The organism is Tardiphaga sp. 215_C5_N2_1, from assembly GCF_052076055.1.
GTDB lineage: Bacteria > Pseudomonadota > Alphaproteobacteria > Rhizobiales > Xanthobacteraceae > Tardiphaga > Tardiphaga robiniae.
The window spans coordinates 5,042,476-5,060,509 of the sequence record NZ_CP197240.1 but is presented as its reverse complement, the minus strand read 5'-3'; the positions used below and the strand labels follow the sequence as shown (position 1 = coordinate 5,060,509).

The 18,034-nt window shown below is 60.7% G+C and carries 16 protein-coding genes and 1 pseudogene; 6 read left to right on the top strand and 11 right to left on the bottom strand.

Annotation, left to right across the window (positions count from 1 at the left end; translation table 11 throughout):
• Window positions 1-63: 63 nt before the first annotated feature.
• The 3 genes and pseudogenes from AB7828_RS24015 to AB7828_RS24005 form a co-directional block, all read right to left on the bottom strand.
• Window positions 64-1,493 (bottom strand): annotated as a pseudogene (locus AB7828_RS24015) (hydantoinase/oxoprolinase family protein); the annotation flags it as partial.
• A gap of 106 nt (window positions 1,494-1,599) precedes the next feature.
• The gene (locus AB7828_RS24010) at window positions 1,600-2,478 is read right to left on the bottom strand and encodes a LysR family transcriptional regulator (RefSeq protein WP_441231355.1); all 879 of its coding nucleotides are present in this window, start codon (window positions 2,476-2,478) and stop codon (window positions 1,600-1,602) included.
• A 73-nt stretch (window positions 2,479-2,551) separates the two neighbouring features.
• Window positions 2,552-2,884 carry a hypothetical protein gene (locus AB7828_RS24005; RefSeq protein WP_441231354.1) on the bottom strand — a complete coding sequence of 111 codons (333 nt, stop codon included), beginning with the start codon at window positions 2,882-2,884 and terminating at the stop codon, window positions 2,552-2,554.
• A 296-nt stretch (window positions 2,885-3,180) separates the two neighbouring features.
• Between AB7828_RS24005 and AB7828_RS24000 the strand changes: the two genes are divergently transcribed.
• Window positions 3,181-4,416 (top strand): amidohydrolase family protein, encoded by a 1,236-nt coding sequence (locus tag AB7828_RS24000; RefSeq protein WP_441231353.1) that lies wholly within the window; start codon window positions 3,181-3,183, stop codon window positions 4,414-4,416.
• A gap of 12 nt (window positions 4,417-4,428) precedes the next feature.
• On the opposite strand, the gene AB7828_RS23995 is transcribed toward AB7828_RS24000, so the two are convergent.
• Window positions 4,429-5,394: an amidohydrolase family protein gene (locus AB7828_RS23995; RefSeq protein ID WP_441231352.1), complete on the bottom strand. Its 966-nt coding sequence runs from the start codon at window positions 5,392-5,394 to the stop codon at window positions 4,429-4,431.
• 171 nt (window positions 5,395-5,565) lie between these two features.
• Between AB7828_RS23995 and AB7828_RS23990 the strand changes: the two genes are divergently transcribed.
• From AB7828_RS23990 to AB7828_RS23975, 4 genes are all read left to right on the top strand, one after another.
• Window positions 5,566-6,732 carry a thiamine pyrophosphate-dependent enzyme gene (locus AB7828_RS23990; RefSeq protein WP_441231351.1) on the top strand — a complete coding sequence of 389 codons (1,167 nt, stop codon included), beginning with the start codon at window positions 5,566-5,568 and terminating at the stop codon, window positions 6,730-6,732.
• 5 nt (window positions 6,733-6,737) lie between these two features.
• Window positions 6,738-8,459: a GMC family oxidoreductase gene (locus AB7828_RS23985; RefSeq protein ID WP_441231350.1), complete on the top strand. Its 1,722-nt coding sequence runs from the start codon at window positions 6,738-6,740 to the stop codon at window positions 8,457-8,459.
• Between the two features lie 46 nt (window positions 8,460-8,505).
• Window positions 8,506-9,405, top strand: a complete 900-nt coding sequence (locus tag AB7828_RS23980) for a LysR family transcriptional regulator (RefSeq protein WP_441231349.1) — start codon at window positions 8,506-8,508, stop codon at window positions 9,403-9,405.
• A 123-nt stretch (window positions 9,406-9,528) separates the two neighbouring features.
• A complete protein-coding gene (locus AB7828_RS23975) occupies window positions 9,529-10,524 on the top strand; it encodes an isopenicillin N synthase family dioxygenase (RefSeq protein ID WP_441231348.1) in 996 nt (331 codons plus the stop codon).
• Between the two features lie 74 nt (window positions 10,525-10,598).
• On the opposite strand, the gene AB7828_RS23970 is transcribed toward AB7828_RS23975, so the two are convergent.
• Genes AB7828_RS23970 through AB7828_RS23960 form a run of 3 tightly spaced genes read right to left on the bottom strand, consistent with a single transcriptional unit; the run spans window position 10,599 to window position 13,236 of the window.
• Complete coding sequence (locus AB7828_RS23970) at window positions 10,599-11,603, bottom strand: ABC transporter substrate-binding protein (RefSeq protein ID WP_441231347.1); 1,005 nt, start codon at window positions 11,601-11,603, stop codon at window positions 10,599-10,601.
• A gap of 28 nt (window positions 11,604-11,631) precedes the next feature.
• A complete protein-coding gene (locus tag AB7828_RS23965; protein ID WP_441231346.1) occupies window positions 11,632-12,426 on the bottom strand; it encodes an ABC transporter ATP-binding protein in 795 nt (264 codons plus the stop codon).
• Window positions 12,427-12,465: 39 nt separating this feature from the next.
• Window positions 12,466-13,236 (bottom strand): ABC transporter permease, encoded by a 771-nt coding sequence (locus AB7828_RS23960; protein ID WP_441231345.1) that lies wholly within the window; start codon window positions 13,234-13,236, stop codon window positions 12,466-12,468.
• 275 nt (window positions 13,237-13,511) lie between these two features.
• Here AB7828_RS23960 and AB7828_RS23955 point away from each other — a divergent pair, with 275 nt between their 5' ends.
• Window positions 13,512-14,210, top strand: a complete 699-nt coding sequence (locus AB7828_RS23955; RefSeq protein ID WP_441231344.1) for a GntR family transcriptional regulator — start codon at window positions 13,512-13,514, stop codon at window positions 14,208-14,210.
• A gap of 172 nt (window positions 14,211-14,382) precedes the next feature.
• On the opposite strand, the gene AB7828_RS23950 is transcribed toward AB7828_RS23955, so the two are convergent.
• From AB7828_RS23950 to AB7828_RS23935, 4 genes are read right to left on the bottom strand one after another with little or no spacing between them, the layout of a single operon-like run.
• Window positions 14,383-15,318 carry an arginase family protein gene (locus AB7828_RS23950; protein WP_441231343.1) on the bottom strand — a complete coding sequence of 312 codons (936 nt, stop codon included), beginning with the start codon at window positions 15,316-15,318 and terminating at the stop codon, window positions 14,383-14,385.
• Window positions 15,315-16,574, bottom strand: a complete 1,260-nt coding sequence (locus tag AB7828_RS23945; RefSeq protein ID WP_441231342.1) for a M20/M25/M40 family metallo-hydrolase — start codon at window positions 16,572-16,574, stop codon at window positions 15,315-15,317. The genes AB7828_RS23950 and AB7828_RS23945 overlap by 4 nt, the downstream gene beginning before the upstream one ends.
• On the bottom strand, window positions 16,561-17,226 hold the full coding sequence (locus AB7828_RS23940) for an amino acid ABC transporter permease (protein WP_441231341.1): 666 nt from the start codon (window positions 17,224-17,226) through the stop codon (window positions 16,561-16,563). Before AB7828_RS23940 ends, AB7828_RS23945 begins: the two co-directional genes overlap by 14 nt.
• A gap of 9 nt (window positions 17,227-17,235) precedes the next feature.
• The gene (locus AB7828_RS23935) at window positions 17,236-18,033 is read right to left on the bottom strand and encodes an ABC transporter substrate-binding protein (RefSeq protein WP_441231340.1); all 798 of its coding nucleotides are present in this window, start codon (window positions 18,031-18,033) and stop codon (window positions 17,236-17,238) included.
• Window position 18,034: the final 1 nt, after the last annotated feature.

Genomic DNA, 18,034 nt, shown 5'->3' with positions numbered 1-18,034 from the left:
ATGATCCGTGCGCCAGTCCACTGCGAGCAGGCCGAAGGCGGAGAGATTGCCGGGATTGGGCGGAACGATGCAGGCCTTCATGCCCAGAAGGTCCATCACCGCCGGCGACTGCACCGGGCCTGCACCGCCGAACGACAGCAGTGCGAAGGTGCGCGGATCGATGCCGCGCTGGATAGTCATCTGGCGGATCGCATTGGCCTGCGCCCAATTGGCGATCTCGATGATACCCAGAGCGAGTTGTTCCGCGGTCATGTTACCCGGCAGCCTCGAAGCCAGCGCGGCGACGCCGGCGCGGGCACGCGCGACATCGAGCGCGATGCCGCCGCCGATCAGCGCCGGGGGCAGCCGCCCCAGTACCAGATTGGCATCGGTGATCGCGGGCTCATTGCCGCCGTTGGGATAACACATCGGCCCGGGCACTGCGCCAGCGCTGCGCGGACCGACCTTGAGGTGCCCCTCGCGACTGATCCAGGCAATCGAACCACCACCGATGCCGATGGTGGAGATGTCGATCATCGGGATGCGAACCGGAAACTGCCCAACCGAGCCGCCGTTGGTAGTTGCGGCTTGGCGTTTTCGATCAGGCAAAAGTCGGTCGAGGTGCCACCGGCATCCAGCGTCACCAGATCGGGGAAGCCGGCGATGTCGGCAATGACCGCGCTACCGAGAGCCCCTGCCGCTGGGCCGGACAGCGCTGTCGTGATCGGCTTGCGCAGGATCTGTTCAGAACTGGCGACGCCGCCGCTCGACTGCATCACCAGGAACGGCACGCTCTGCAGCAGACCCAACTCGTCATGCACGCGCTTCAGATAACGGTCGAGATAGGGCTTTACGAACGCATCGACGAGGGTTGTGACCGCGCGCTCGTATTCGCGATATTCCGGCAACACGACGCAGGACAGCGACAAGGTCGCCTCGGGATATTCCTCGGCGACGATCTCGGCGACGCGACGCTCGTGGCTGTCGTTGGCGTAGGAGTGCATCAGGCAAATGCCGATCGCCTGGACCTTGTGCTTGCGATAAAAGCGTGCGGCCTCCCGCACCATGGTTTCGTCGAGGGGACGCAACTCATTGCCTTTGAAGTCAAAGCGACCGCCGACCTCGCGAACGAATTGCAGCGGCACCAGCCGCTCCGGCTTCACCCAGAAATAGGAATTGCCGTAACCATCGGGCACAGACTGTCGTGCAATTTCCAGCAAATGGCGAAAGCCCGAAGTGACGATCAACCCCAGAGATTCGATGCCGCCCTGCAGCAGTGCGTTGGTGGCAACAGTCGTCCCGTGAGCCAGCCCGGCAACGTCCGCCGGCCCGGCACCCGCCCGCGCGAGAATGTCGTTAACGCCGCGCACCAGACCGATTGCCGGATTGGATGGCGTGCTCGAGACCTTGGTGACCTCCATCGCACCGGTGGCAGCGTCCACCGACACGATGTCGGTAAAGGTCCCTCCGGTATCGATTCCGATGCGAAAACGAGGAGTGGCGGTTTGAGACATGCTGACAACTTCCGATGTGAAGATGTGTCAGCATGGGTCCGCGGCCGCTGCGGAGTCAAAATCCGATTTTCGATGGCGCCATCGGAAAAACAGATAGCAGGGACCATTAGCCCTTCAGCATCTCAAGCATCTTCTGAAGCGCGGTTTCCTTGCGTCGTGACATCGGTTGACGCCTACGAAACAGACTGAATGCAACATTTCGCGCCGGCGCGATCGGCATCGCCTTCAACAGACCGAGTGCGACTTCATTGGCGACGCAAGCGCGCGGCACGATGGCGATGCCCCCGCCGGACTGTACGATGATCTTGATGGTCTCGATGTTATCGACGACGGCGATCACGTTCGGACGCATGCCGAGGTCCGTGAACAGCGACATCACCACCTGACCGTAACCGACGGTGAGTTCGCTCATGATCAACGGCTCGGCCAGAAGGCGACCGATATCGACCGGCTGCTTACCACGCCCGAGTGGATGCTTGGCCGGAACGATCAGCGCCATTTCAGCATCGACCAGCCCGGACGGCAACCGGTCCGGATCCGACTCAATGGCCAGGCCAGCGTCGATCCGCTCCTCATGCAGCTCTGTGAAAATATTGCGGGTCGGTGCGGTGATAATCTCCAGCCGCACGCCCGGAAGTTCGCCTTTGAGGTCGGCGAAAAGACGCGGCATGAAGATCTGCGCCATGCCCGAGCCCATCGCGATCGTCAGCGTGTCCAGCACTGCCCCGCGCAATCGCCGCGCGGTATCGGACAGGCTCAGGAGATCGCCAACCACGCGTTCGGATTCATAGAGAAAGGTGCGCCCGCGATCAGTCGCTTCGATGCCACGGGAGGTCCGCGTGAACAGATCGAAACCCACTTCCTCCTCGAGCAGCCTGACTTGCTCGCTGACGGCGGACTGCGAGATGTTCAGCCGCTTCGCGGCTCGGGTAAAGCTGCGCTCCTTCGAGACCGAAAGGGCATAGCGTAACTGCCGGAAATCCAACGATGTGCCCCTTGCCTGTGCCGCGACGCGTGCGGAATGACGCTTCGTATCCGCCACAACGATATAGCACACCTCACTGGCGGGATCGTAACTCCCACAACGCGCTGGGGGCGGCCGGGTGAGCTTTCTTGCTGTGGACCATCTTCAGATCGACGAACATCTCGGCCGTGGGCAGGCCGACCGCAACGCCGTTGATGACGGGTATCCCGATCTCGTCCTCGATCTCATGGGGATCGACTATGAAAGGTACGAACACAGCGCAGAATGGCAGAACGACGTTGACATCGACCCTTGCCATCGCTTCACGACACAGACGCAACGTCAGCTCACGCATCTCGCCGCGGCGCTGCCAAACTTCCGCCAGCGGCATGTCCCACGGCATCATCGAGGAAACCTGTTCGGCCACCCCCAGCCTCGCAGCAGCTTGCGCACATAGGACGACACCGAAGCCTGCGTGATCAGCATTGCAACTCTGTCACCGACCAGTGCCGCCGCGTGGAACGACGGGGTGCCGGTATCAATCACCGTGATGCGCACTTTTGACTCCCCACGTTCCGCGCCGTTACGCCATATAATGAGACAATGTATGCAATTTTAGATCTTTAGTGTGCAAATGACCCGGTCTGGCACGACCATTGCTTGGCTGCCCCTCGTACGTCCGTCTGTACCTTTTCGCTTGAACAGCAACCACGAGACGCTCTCATGACCCGCTGCGATATCCTTCTCAAAGGCGCCAGATTGCGCGGCCTCGCGGAATTCACCGACATTGCGATCACCAACGGCAGGATCACCGCGATCGCGCCGGGACTGACGTTGCAAGCAGAACAGATCATCGAAGCCCGCGGCCGGCTCGTGACTGAATCATTCGCCAATCCGCATCTGCATCTCTGCAAGGTGTGGACACTCACGATGGTCGAGGACGAGGCGCGCGCGAACTATCACGGCGCCAGCATGGGCAAGGCGATGGCGGCCATCGAAGTCGCCAGCCGCGTGAAAGAGAAATACGCCGAAGGCTGGATCATCGAAAACGCACGCCGCGCAGTCGCGCTCGCGGCACTCTATGGCAACCTGCATATCCGCGCCTTTGCCGATGTCGACAGCAAGGGCCGCCTCGAAGGCCTCAATGCGCTCCTGAAAGTGCGCGACGAATTCAAGGGGATCGTCGATGTCCAGGTCGTCGCCTTCCCGCAGGATGGCGTGCTGCGCGAACCCGGGACCAAGGAACTGATGCGTGAAGCGATGGAGCGCGGCGCGGATGTCGTCGGCGGCATTCCGTGGATCGAATATACCGACGCCGCGGCCACCGAGCACATCTCATTCTGTTTCGACCTGGCGCAACAATTCGAGAAGGACGTCTCGATGTTGCTCGACGATGCCGGTGATCCGGGCCTGCGCACGCTGGAGACCTTTGCGATCGAAGCCGGCAAGCGTGGCTGGAGCGGACGCGCGCTCGCGCACCACTGCCGCGCCATGAGCCAGTATCCGAAACCATATTTGCATCGCCTTATCGGCACGCTGCGCGCCGCGAATATCTCGGTGGTCAGCGATCCACATACGGGCCCCCTGCATGCCTGCGTACAGGAGTTGCTGGCGGAGAACGTGAATGTCTGCCTCGGGCAAGACGACATCTCTGACGCGTATTACCCGTTCGGCCGCAACAACATGCTCGAAGTGGTCTTCCTGGCGTCGCATCTGCTCTGGATGATGGCGCGGGAGGAGATCGAAACGCTGTACGATCTCGCTACGATCAATGCCGGCAAGGCGATGAATGTGCCGTTGAAGCTCGGTGTCGGTAATCCCGCGCATCTCGTGATGCTCGCGCAGAACGACGTGCTCGAAGCCGTACGCTTTCATAGCGCGCCGGTCTGCGTGATCAGTCACGGCAAGGTCGTCGATCTCGGCCGGATGCGTGAACTCGCCGGCGAGCCTGCGGTCTAACCGCAAGCACTATTACATCTTCAGCAGCTTGCGCGCGTTCTCGCCGAGAATCCTGGCCTTGTCGGCATCGCTGAGCGATGTCCGCATCACCCAGTCGGTCCCGGCCTTGTTAGAGGCGAACGGCCAATCCACCGAAAACAGGATGCGATCAACACCCATCTCTGCGATACTGCATGCCAAAGCGGTGTCGGAGAAATTGCCGCTCGTGGTGAGGTGGAAGTTGCGCCGGAAGATCTCGCTGAACGTCATGCCGTCGCTCACCGGGCGCGCCAGCAAATCGTCGATGCGCCACAGCATGAACGGTAGCGCCTCGCCAAGATGACCAAGGATCAGCTGCAGCTTCGGATACTCCGCCAGCGCGCCGCTGAGCACCATGCGCACCGCTTGAGTGGCGGTTTCCGCGGTGAAGCCCCATACCGGCCCGCGGAACTCGGGAAATTTGTCGGTAATCCCGTCGTAATAGATCTTCTCGACATCCGGGCTCGGCAACGCCGGGTGCAGATAGATCGGCACGTCCAGTGCTTCGGCGCGCGCAAAGATCGGCCAGAACTGGCGCTCGTCGAGAAACTTGCCGTTGGTCAGGCCATTGACCACCGCACCCTTGAAACCCAGTTCGGTGACGCAACGCTCGAGTTCATCGGCCGCAGCTTCAGGCGCCGGCGTGGGCAACACCGCAAATCCCGCGAAGCGATCACGTGCCATGAAGAATATGCTCTTCGCCAGGCGATCATTGGTCAGCCTCGCCATCCGCACGGCTACATCCGGCGCAAGCTTCTGCGTCGTCGGCCCGGCATGAGACAGCACCTGAATATCGACTGCCCCCTCGTCCATCTCGCGCAGCCGGACCTCACCGAGATCAAGCAATTTGCGCTCGATCTCCGGCGGCCTCAGCAAGTCGAGGCCGGTAAAATGCGCGACCAGCTCGGGGTCGTTGTAGTGTTCTTCAATCGCTATCGTGAAAGGTCTGTGGGCCAGCATCTTCGTCGCCTGTTTGATCCTCGCACCCTATATTTTGTATGCAAAAATACATGCAAAAAATATGGGCGATATCGCTGATTTATAAGCTCCTTTTTTCCCTATTGATTGGTCATGATCCTTCAACACGCGGTAAATGCAGAGACGTGTATGCATGACTTTAGGGATCACCAGATGACCGGCGCCGGGACCGTGAAACGCTACGCTTTCTTGCAGGCGTTGGCCGCGCGCACCGAAAATCAGCTCGTCGTGACCAACCTCGCCAACACCGCCACCGAATGGCTCTCTGTGCGGCCATCGGATGCCAATCTCTATGCCGCAGGCATGGGAATGGTGACATCCTACGCTCTGGGCCTCGCGTTATCGCTGCCCAAGCGGGAGGTCATCGCACTCGACGGCGATGGTGGAATCTTCTTCGACCCCTCGGTATTCGGCGTGATCGCCGCACAGGCCGGCGCCAATCTAACCGTGATCGTGTTTGACAATGGCGGTTACGTATCGACTGGAAAACTGCCGGCGGTCGGTTCGCTCAGCTCATCCGGCGTGGACCTGGAAACACTGGCACGGGCATATGGCATCGCCAATGTCGTGACCGTCGCAGACATCGACGGCTTTATCGGCGTGCTCGACAAACGTATCGTGAACGCGCCGCTGGTAATCGTGGTGAGAACGAGTGTCGAGCAGCAATTTGTCGGCGCGCTGCCGATGGACCTCAAGGAAAACAAGTATCGCTTCGCCCGACACATCGAGCAGAGCCAAGGCGTAAAGATCTTCAAGCCCTCGGCCAAGGAACATGGCGCCAAGCCCGCGGCCGACCCCGCTTTGCGCGAGACCGGACATTCCAGCCTCGGCCAGGTCTTGTACGAAGGCCTCAAGGAGAACGGCGTCAACTTTGCGATCGGTCTACCCTGCAGCGGTTTTTCATCGGTGCAGGAGCTGTTACTTAAGGACGATGGCTTCGACTATGTCTCCGTACCCCATGAAGGCACCGGCCTTGGCATGTGCGCTGGCGCGTGGCTTTCGGGACGGCGACCAGCAGCATTGATCGAGAATTTCGGGCTATTCGCCAGCGTCTATCATCTACTGCGCGGCCATATGAGCTACGGCATTCCGACCTTGATGCTCACGGAATTCCGCGGCGACACCGGCGACCAGGAATTTTTTGCCGAAAGCGGCGAGGTAACGCTCGATGTATTGAAGGCCATGCGCATCAATTATCGCGTCGTCGATCAGATCGATAATCTCAAGCCCGCGATCCGCGACGCGCTTCGCTGGATGGATGGTTGCCTGCGTCCGTTCGCGCTGGTGCCAACATTCAACCTCACTCGCCTGAAATCCTGATCCGCATGACGTCCGCCGGAATCACAGATCGTTTCGACTACGTGATCGCGGGCGGAGGCTCCGCCGGTTGCGTGATGGCGTCACGGCTGTCTGAAGACCCCGCTATCCGCGTGCTGCTGATCGAAGCCGGCGCAGACACGCCGCCCGGCGAGGAGCCCGCGGAAATTCGCAGCCCGGCCCCTGCGGTCATTTTCCACGGCACGCGCTACATGTGGCCGAAGCTTCGGGTAATCCCGTTCCAACACCGGGGCGGCGACCGCTTCTACGAACAGGCCCGCGTGCTCGGCGGCGGCTCCAGCATCAATGCGCAGGTCGGCAATCGCGGCATTCCCGACGATTATGACGAATGGCAGCGGCTCGGCGCCGCCGGCTGGGGCTGGCACGAGGTGTTGCCATACTTCCGCAAACTCGAGCGCGACCTCGACTTTTCCGACAACACGCAGATGCACGGCAGCGACGGGCCGATCCCGCTGATCCGCGTGCCGCGCGCCGAATGGCCGGAATTCTCGCAGCGCCTCGCTGGCGCGGCCGAGAACACTGGACTGCAGGACATCCACGACCAGAACAGCGTTTTCACAGACGGCTATTTTGCGCCGGCCTATACTAACGAGAACCACCAGCGCGTGTCCGCCGCGATGGCCTATCTCACCGCAGTGGTGCGCAAACGGCCGAACCTGACGATCCTCACCGACAGCCTCGTCGTTAGATTAGGCTTCGACGGCACGCGCGCGGTCAGCGTCGATTATGAGAGAGACGGCCAGCGCGCCACCGCGCAAGGCGGCGAGATCATTCTCGCCCTTGGCGCCTTGCAAACACCGGTAATGCTGATGCGCGCAGGCATCGGCCCCGCCGCCACGCTCGCACGGCATGGTATCCCTCCCCGCGCCATACGCGAAGGCGTCGGCCAGAATCTGCGCGATCATCCGGGCACGCATCTTTGCGCACTGGTGAAGCCGCATGCCCGTATGCCGAAGCGGCTAAAGAAGTCCGGCCACGTGGCCCTGCGTTTTACATCGTCGACGCCGGTCTCGTTGCCGTCAGACCTTTATATGCATAACGGCGTGTCTTCGGCGTGGCACGGCGTCGGCCAGCGCATTGCCTATTTCTATCTCTGGCTCAACAAGTCGCGCTCGACCGGCGAAGTGACGTTAAAAGACGTCGATCCCTACAGTATGCCGATCGTACGGATGAACCTGCTCGGCGCCGATGGCGATGTCGAACGGCTCGCGGACGGCTTCCGCGTCATTGCCGGCCTGCTGCGTGATCCGCAGATGGCCCCCGTGATCGAGCATCCATTCGCGGTGCGCTTCAGTCCGTTCATCCGGAGCATGAGCCAGATGCGCCGTTCCAACAAATGGATTATGGGCACACTAGGGAGGCTGCTCGATGGCCCCGCCTGGTTGCGCAGCCTGCTCGTAAAACATGTCCTGTCCAACGCGCCGTCGATCGACGCGCTGTTGGGAGATCCCACCATGCTTAAGGACTACCTCAAGCGGTATGCCATGAGCGTTTCTCACGTCACCTGCACCTGCCGGATCGGACAGCCGGACGATCCCCGTGCCGTGGTCGATCCCGATGGCCTCGTCTATGGCGTCGATAATCTGCGCATCGTCGATGCCTCGGTGATGCCATCGCTGCCGCGCGCCAATACCAATTTGGCCACCATGATGATTGCGGAGAAGATCAGCGACGCGATCCGGCGTAGCTGGACTGCAAGAGTCGCGTGACGAAACGGAGGCGTCAGTGAAGGTCGCGCGTCTGCATGCCGGAGCCGTGCTGTATTTCGACGCTGTGCGGCGCTCCGGCTCGATCCGCGAAGCCGCGCGCCGGCTCAACGTCGCCTCCTCAGCGGTCAATCGCCAGATCCTGCGTCTCGAACAGGACGTCGGGCTGCCGTTATTCGAAAGGCTGGCCACCGGCGTAAGGCTGACAGCTGCGGGGGAGGCCTTTGCGCGCCATGCTATTGTGGTGCTGCAGGATGCCGAACGTCTGAGCGCCGAACTGGACCAGTTGGTCGGCGTGCACTCTGGCCACGTTACGGTGGCCGCCGCTGAGGGAATTTGCACCACCGTCATGCCGGGCGTGATTGCCGCGCTGCGCGCCAAGGCGCCGCGGATCACCGTGTCATTGCGTCGAACAGAGTCGCTCCGGATCGAGCAAACCCTGACCGCCGGGGATGTCGATCTCGGCGTCGGTTTCGATTTGCCGGTCTCAGTTGGATTGCGACGACTGTTCGCCGCCGAATTTGGCGTTGGCGTCATCATGAAGCCCGACCATCAACTGGCGGCGCGAGCGCCAATCCCGCTTTCGGCATGCCTCGATTATCCGTTGATCCTGCCCGAAGATGCGATCTCGATCATGCAACTTCTCGCGCCAGCGTTCCTGCGGCTCAATGTGCGACCGGTGGCATCTGTCAGCACGAACTCCATCGATGCCATTCGCTCGCTGGTCGAAATGGGGGTTGGCATCGGATTGCAGACCCGGTTCGGGCTCGAGCGCTCGCTGGCTGAGCAGCGCATCGCCCATGTTCCGCTCGACGCCGGCGGTCCCGTGGTCAGCACGGTCTCGATCCTGGCCCGCGCCCAGCGCGCGCTCCCCGCCCCGGTCGACATGCTGATCCAACTGCTGGCCGACGACCTGCGGCAACGCCAGCAGGCGGAGCAATTGACCTGATGCCGGATCGGCATCACCCTGAGCGATGATCTGTGCTTCCTGAGCGCACTCATCCGCGCATATGCTGAAGACAACGGCCGGCGCCGCCGGCTGACCAGGATTCGAACTCAAGCGAGGCTTATGATGTCCGACTCTCTGCACGCCGCCGAAATCTCCACGAACCAGCTCCCCGTCATCGATGTCAGCGGGCTCTCCTCGTCAAAATTCACAGATCACAAGGCAGTCGCCGACGCGATGCACGCCGCCTGTGTCAATAACGGCTTCTTCTACATCGCCAATCATGGCGTGCCGCAGGGGCTGATCGATGCCGTGCAGGAGCAGACCCGGATTTTTTTCGACCAGCCGGAAGAAGACAAACGCAAGGTCTCGAAAGCACTGTCGAACTGCAACCGCGGCTGGGAACCGCTGAAGGCGCAGACGCTCGATGTCAATGCGCCGCCGGACCTCAAGGAGACCTATTATATGGGTCTCGAACTGCCCGCGGATCACCCGATGGTCGTCGCTAGGAAATTCAACTATGGCCCGAACCTGTGGCCGCAAGACCTGCTTGGCTTCAAGCCGACGATGCGCGCCTATCACTCCGCCATGCGCGATCTGTCGGAACGCGTCATGATTGGCCTGGCATTGTCGCTCGATCTCCCAGAAGATTATTTTGACGGCTTCAACCGCGATCCGCTCTCGACACTGCGGATCCTGCACTACCCACCGCATCCGGCCGATGCGGAGGCTGGCCAGGCTGGTGCCGGCGCACATACCGACTATGGTGCGCTGACGCTGTTGCTGCAGGATAGCAATGGTGGCCTGCAGGTGCGCGACGCCGGAAATAGCTGGATACACGCTGCACCGATCCCCGGCACATTCGTGTTCAACATCGGCGATGCCATCGCGCGCTGGACCAATGACCTGTATCGCTCGACGGTGCACCGCGTGGTCAACGTCTCCGGCAAGCGCCGCTATTCGGTCCCGTTCTTCTATTCGGGCAATGCAGATCATCCGCTGGAATGTATCCCCGGTTGCCTGAAGCCGGGCGAGACACCGAAATACCCGACCGCGACCGTGGCCGAACACATGCAGCAGATGTATGCGCGCAGCTATAGCACGGCGCCGAAGGCGGCCTGATCTTCGCTTTCTGTTCGCAATGAAAAGGCCCCCCCGAGGGGCCCTTTGTCTTGGTGCGCTCGAAACACTGGCGCTTACTGATAGTCCAGCGACAGCATGTTCGGTGGCATCTTGGTGAAGCCGATCACTTCCGGGCCGGCGACTTTGAAGACGATATCGAATGTCTTGTCGAGCGCAGCATTCATGTCGGGCGTAAACTTCTTGACCAGATCGCGACGGACCTGATCGCGGAACGCGACGATGCCTTCAGGGGACAACTTCATCTCCGCACCGCGCTCTTCCCAGACCTGATCATTGGCCATAAGGATATCGTAAACCTCCTGGTAGGCGGCGACGAAGGCCTTGACGTTATCCGGGTGCTCCTTGACGTAGTCGGCGCGCATCCCGAAGAACAGATATGGCACCGTCGGGATTCCGAGATCTTCCGTGATCTGCCGGATTGTGATCAGCGTCTTGTACTTCTTCGACGCCAGCATGTCGGCCGCTAGTGAATTCCACATCTGGGTGGCATCGAGCTGCCCTTGGTCGCTCGCGCCGCGCAGCAGCGGTGCAGCAGCTTCCTGGATGGTAACTTCCTTGGCGAGATCGATGTTGTACTTCTGCTTCGCCGCCGCCTGCATGATCATCCAATCGTAGGATGTCTTGCTGTGCACGCCGAGTTTCTTGCCCTTGAGGTCCGCCAGGGTCTTGATGGTCGAGTCGGCCGGCTCCAACACTGTGTTGATGTATGTCATGAACGGCGCCACGCCAACCACGGGAATGCCGCCATCGATAATACGCGCGGTGGCGAGCCACTCATAGACGATCATCTCCGCGCTCTTGCTCTGCATCGCGGCCGTCGCGGTGTTGGCATTGGTGTAATTGATGGTTTCGAACTTGAAGCCATACTTCTCGTCGAGCTTGAACTTCTTGATCACGAACGGCGGAAACGACATCGTGCCCGCCGGATTCAGCATCATGCGGATAGTACTGCCGTCGCCCTTTGGTGCGGCATCGGCTGCCGAGCCAATAACCGAGCTCGCGAAGAGAGCGAGCAACGGAAATGCCGCCACGCGCAGAAGACGTTTGGTGCCAGACATCAATTTTCCCTTTCGTAGAAAACGGTGATTAAGCGAGGACAGGATCGGTTCGGCCGGAGTGACTGCGAAGTGCATTGACGACGGTCTTGCTCTTTTCGAAAAGGCTGAGGTCCTCATAGGACCGCGGGCGCTGTACGCCGACCATGCTGATTTCCTCCCGGATAGTTCCTCCAGGACCGCTGCCCATGACCATAATGCGATCGGCAAGAAACGATGCTTCGGTGGCATTATGACTGACGAACAGGATGGTCGTGCGAAATGCCGACCAGATATTGAGCAGGCTCTGGCGCAGATGTCGCGCGGTCATCTCGTCCAACGCGCTGAATGGTTCATCCATCAGCAAAATGTCAGGCTCGATCGCAAAGGCACGAGCGATCGAAGCGCGCTGCTGCATGCCACCGGACAATTGCTGCGGATAGAACTCGGAGAACTTCGAAAGCTCGACCAATTCCAATACGTTGTCGACGCGGTCACGCCACTCACTGGCTGGGAACTTCGAGGCCTTCAGCGCGAATTCCACATTGCCGCGCACCGTCTTCCAGGGTAGCAGGCGGGATTCCTGAAAAACATAGGCCACCCGAAATCCTGCCGCGATCTGCTCCTCGATCGTCTTCCCTTGAATGGTGAACTGGCCATCATAGTCGTTGTCGAGACCGGCCACGATATTCAGCAGCGTGGATTTTCCGCAACCGGACGGCCCAAGGATGCCGACGATCTCACCGACCTCGATCGAAAGATCCACGCCGTTCAACGCCGTCCAGCTTCGGGCACCGCGCTGGCCGCCGAACTCCTTGCGGACATTACTCAAAACTATCTGCGACACGTAATCTCCTTGCGAGGGCGAAGGCAACTTCCGAGACTATTACGCACGCCAGCGGAAGATGCGTTTCTCGATAGTTCCAAGGATGACGACTTCGATGAACAGCATCACCATGAGGAAGCTGAGCGCATGCGCGAGCACCTCCTTCATGTTGAACATCTGGTAGTAGAATTCGATCTTGTAGCCGATGCCGTCACCACGCCCGAGTAACTCAGCGAACAGGATCATCTTCCAGACCAGTCCGAGGCCGAAGCGCGCCGACGCGAGCAGGATCGGTGCGACCTGCGGCGCAACGACCTCGAATATCTGCTGCCGGGTGCTGGCGCGGAACGCCTTTGCCATTCCGAGCAATCGCGGATCGATGCCCTTCACGCCATCGCGAATATTGATGGTAAGGATCGGAATGATCGGGATTGCCGCGCCGAGGATCGCGGCCTTGTCGTTCAATCCGATCACCATGTAGCAAGTCAGCATGATGACCAGCGCCGGGATGGTGATGAAGCAGACGATCCACACCCGAAAGAAAACGCTGGCGCGGTGCGAAAGCCCCATGGTGAAGCCGAGCGCGGCCGAGATCGTCATGGAGATGGTGAACGCAATCAGGATGCGGCCAAGCGTGATGCCGATATCGAGCCAGATTCCGCCTGAGCGCATCGCCTCAAAGAGAACCACGGCAACGACGTGAGGCGCAGGCAGCACCTTCTCCGACATCGTCCACGAGCCGAGATACCAGGCGCCGATGATCGACAGCACGGACAGCACACTGGTGATCGCATCCGCCGTGCGCGGTTGACCGGCGCTGAAACTGGCCATCCGCAAACGGCCTGCGAGGGGGCGAGACGGTATCGGCTTGATCGCGGATGACGGATCAGACGACGCGGCAGGCATACTGGGAGCAGAAATCCGCATGCAAATTCCTTGGTGACCCGATTTTGTAACGCAAGGAGTGTGCCAGTTTGCATACACGGCATTTTCGTTGATATACGCGCGGAAACGCCCTAGTTTTGACGAAACACGACTTTTCCCAATCATTCCGCGGACGGATTTTGGGATTTATGTATGCAAAATAGATCAAAGAGAATGCATCGATGGCGAAAAAGAATGCGGCGGCCGTTTCGGAGAGCGTGAGCCTCAAGCTGGAGACCGGCGAGACGCTGACCGAGGTTCTGCACCGCGAGCTCGAGCAAGCCATTCTCAAAGGCGAGCTTAAGCCAGGCGATCGGCTCGACGAGCAAGAGATCGCGCAGCGCTTCGGCGTGTCGCGGACCCCGGTCCGCGAAGCGTTCCGACTGCTCGGCGCCAACGATTTAGTCGACCTGCGAAGCCGTCAGGGCGTCGTGGTGCGCAAAATCGGCATCAACACGTTGCTTGAGATGTTCCAGGTGATGGCCGAACTCGAAGGGCTCTGTGCCCGCCTCGCCTCACGCCGGATGCTGCCGGAACAGGAAATCGAAATGCGGGCAGCTCATGAACGGCTGAAGACATCGGCCGATGGCACTGACGTCGATGAGTTCAACGCGTTGAACATTGCATTTCACCGCATCATCCATGATGGCGCCCGCAACGTCTATCTCGCACAGGAAACAAGGCAACTGCGCAACCGTGTCGCGCCATTCCTGAGGCGCGTCACTTACAAACCGCACCGTTTTCAGACCACGATCACGGAGCATCAGGCAATCATCGACGCTATTTGCGCGCATGACGCAGAGAAAGCGCATTCGGCAATGCGCGTTCATGTCAATTTGCTGGGAGATGATCTTACGGACTTCATTGCCGCCTATGAGTGATGTCAGCCAACTTTGGCTGCGATGGCCATCGCTGTTCGCAGTTTCTGTGCGTATCGGCCATAGCCGAGCTTGTCTAGAACGCCGCCATAACGTTGCTTGCGTAGCTGAGCTATTGTCCGCTTTGCGCCAGAAACGGTCATAGGAAAATATCCTGTAAAATTACAGGAAATCCTCAATCGGGCAAGAGCCCCAGATTGGCCGCCAGCAGTACGAGCGCTTCCATGATCATATGGGAGCACAGTTGCGCGGCCATCCCGTTGACGTCCTGTGGCGGACTGATTGTGTTGAAGTCCATCGCGACAATGTTCAGGCCTGACAGGCTGCGCAACAGTTCGATTCCTTCGCGGGCCGTGAGACCGCCCCACGCCGGTGTGCAGACGCCCGGGGCTACGGAGGGATCGAACACGTCCATGTCCCAGCACAGATAGACCGGCCGGCCGGCGACCGTGTCGCTGAACTCCGCAACAGTCTGCGCGAAGCCGCGGCGCATCAGGTCCTCGATGGTGATGACACGGAAGCCGAGCCCGCGCGTGTGTTCCAGCACGCCGGAGCAATAGGTGAAGCCGCGAACGCCGATGTGCCAGGACGACGAGGCGTCCACCAGGCCTTCCTGCGCCGCATTGGTGAACTGTGTCGCTGCGTTGTAGCGATCGTCCGGCGTATAGGGATAGGCATCAGTGTGACTGTCGATGTGCAGCGCGACCAAACCCTTGTGCTTTCGCGCTGCGGCCCGCATCAGCGGTAGCGAGACCGAGCCATCGCCGCCGATGCCGATGGGTACCGCGCCGGTCTCGACAATGCGCGCGGCAGCCGCCTCGATCCGCACGAACGCGTCGTCGATGCGACCCGGCACCAGCGCGACGTCGCCGGCATCCACCGCACCGAGCAGCGACAACACGTCAACATCGGCGAGCGAAGGATGGTACCGGCGAATGAGCCGCGACTCGCGGCGCACTTCCAGTGGCCCCTGCCGCGCACCGACCCGGAACGGATGCGTGCCGCAGTCGAACGGCACGCCAAGAATCGCCGCGCGGCATCCCGGCTGCGGCAGGCCCGCAGGCAAGCCCATGAAGGTTTCCGGCCCGATGAACTCTGCCGCTTCGCTCATGTGCCACTCGCTTCCTTCGTTAGAAAATCAAAAGCCGTCAGCGCGTGCACGCGGGAGACGATGCCCAATTCGGAGATATCTGCATATTCGTCAGGGGCGCCCATATTGTAGGGCGTCGGGCCGTAAACGACGGTGGGGATGCCGGCCATTCGAAACCAGCGCGAGTCCGAGCCGCCAACGCGCATGTTCACCGCCGGTGCCATTCCCATCACGTCGGCTGCGGCCCTTGCGCAATAACGTATAAGCTCGTTGTCCGGGTTGGTGTAGTTCGGCTCGAAGCAGCGCAATACGCTCCATGTGATGCCAGGCAGATCGAGCCCCTGTTTCAGGCTGGCAAGAACGGTCTTTGCTGTGACACCCACCGGCAGACGGATATCGACCGCGGCATGCGCGGTGGACGGCACCAGATTGGGCGACGTACCGCCCGATACGATGCCTATATTGGCCGTGACGGCCGACAGTACGTCCGCTTCGCCGGCTCCGCAAAGTGCCTCGGAGATGGCTTTGGCGTCGGCGACCGCCTTGCGGACCTGGTCCGGCATGTCGACTGGCAGATCGCGCAAGGCGCTCACGCGATCCAGAGCAACACGTAATCGGTCGAGCGCGTTCATGCCGAGATGCACATGGGCGCCATGGGCCGCCTTGCCCTTCGCAGTGATATCGATCCAGATGAATCCCTTCTCGCCGAAGCGCGCCACCATCGGCGATCCGGCATCGCCGATGATCGTCGCAGCGCCGGTGGCGTGAGGGACCCGATCGAGCAGAAGCTTGGTCCCGAGCGGACCCATCGTCTCTTCGTCGCCCGCCAATGTCAGCACGGCTTCGCCGCTCCAATGAGCGCGCTGTTCGGCCAATGCAGCCATCGCAACAATGGATGCCGCGATGCCTCCTTTCATATCGGCGGCGCCGCGGCCATAGAGGCGGCCGTCCCGCACCTCGCCGGCCGGATTGACCGACCACTGCGCCGGCGTACCGACCGGATAGGTGTCGAGATGGCCGTTGAACACGACACGCCGGCCGGGACCGGCGCCGCGGATGCGGGCGACCACATTGACGATGTCGGCCGAGCCGGGATGGAGTTCGATCTCCACGCCGGGCACATGCGTCTTGATGAGATCGACAGCGAGAGCCGCCACGGCGCGTGTGTCGCCATCGGGATTAGGCGATGGCGTGCCAATCATCGGCAGTGCCAAGTCGATCACCTGATCGACCCGGTCGCGCGACACCGCCTGGCGTGCCGCATCAACGTCTGGCAAGGCGCGCCTCCCAGATGCGGATCGAGTGCGTCAGAGGCCAGCAGATCACAAAATAGATCAGCCCGATGAAGGTGAAGATTTCGAGCGGACGGAAGGTCGAGGACGACAGCTCCATGCCTCGGCGCGTCACCTCGCTCACCGAGATGACGGAGGCCAGCGAGGAATATTTGATCAGCTGGACGAAGTTCGCAGCAAGCGGGGGCAGCACGCTGCGAATGGCCTGCGGCCCGACGATCCTGACGAAGCTTTGCAGCGGGGTCAGGCCGAGCACTTGCGCGGCCTCGCGGTGTCCGACGGGGACAGTCGCAATGCCGGCGCGGAAGACCTCAGAGATAAACACCGCCGAGTAGAGCGACAGGCCCAAAATCGACGCGGATAGTGCGTCGATCTGGATGTTGAAGACGATCGGCATCACGTAATAAACCCAGAGCAGTTGCACCAGGATGGGCGTATTGCGAATGATCTCGCCCACGGCCAGGGCCGCGATCCGCGCAACACGAAAACGCGACATCTGCATGAGCGCGATCACCATTCCGAGCACGGTCGCCACGATCAGCGTGACGACCGACAGGAACAAGGTCATCCCGATGCCGTCGGCGAGGAAGCCGAAATTTCTCGGGACGATGTCCCAGCGAAAGCTATAGCTCTGCATCGGGTGGCCTTAAGGCGCGACGATCGGGCCGAGCTTGTTCTTCTCGGCGGCCGCCTTCAGGCGTCCATCGAGCTTGATGTTCTGAACAAACAGATTGACGTAGTTCAGCCAGATCTGGTCGCCCTGGTTCATCACATAGGCATAGGGCGTCACCGACATCGGCTCCGGCGGAGATAGCGTCATCGACCAGTCGAACTGGGCATTCATCTTGGTCGATGCCGGAAAGTCCGTCGCCATGACGTCAACCCGGTGCGACATCAGCTCGGCCTGCACAGTGGCAGGCGGCGCCACGGCGACGACCTTGGCGTTCTTCAGATAGCCGCGCATGAAAGGTTCGATGTAGCTGCCCAATGGCATACCCACGTTGACCCCGGGCTTGTCGATATCGGCCCAGCTCTTGATCTTGCCTCCCTTCTGGACGACGGCGTAGACGCCGCTGATCAGGTAGGGCTGCGTGAAAGCGACGGCCTGCGCGCGTTTCATTGTCGCGCCGACGCCGAACATACCGAGATCGCACTTGCTGGCCTGCAGATCGGCGATGAACGTGCTGAAGGACGTCTCGACATATTCGAGCTTCACACCGAGGTCCTTTGCCAGCTGTTCGGACAGATCGATGTCGATGCCCTCAAGCTTGCCGGTATCGGGATTGCGCAGAGAGATCGCATAATATTGCGGCCAGATGCAGACTTTTAGCATGCCGCTCTTGGTGATGTCGTAGAGATGAGACTGCAGTTGCTCGGCGCTGGCCTGATACGCCGTCAACGACGTGACAGCCAATGCAGCGACAAGTGTCAAAAGCTTTTTCATG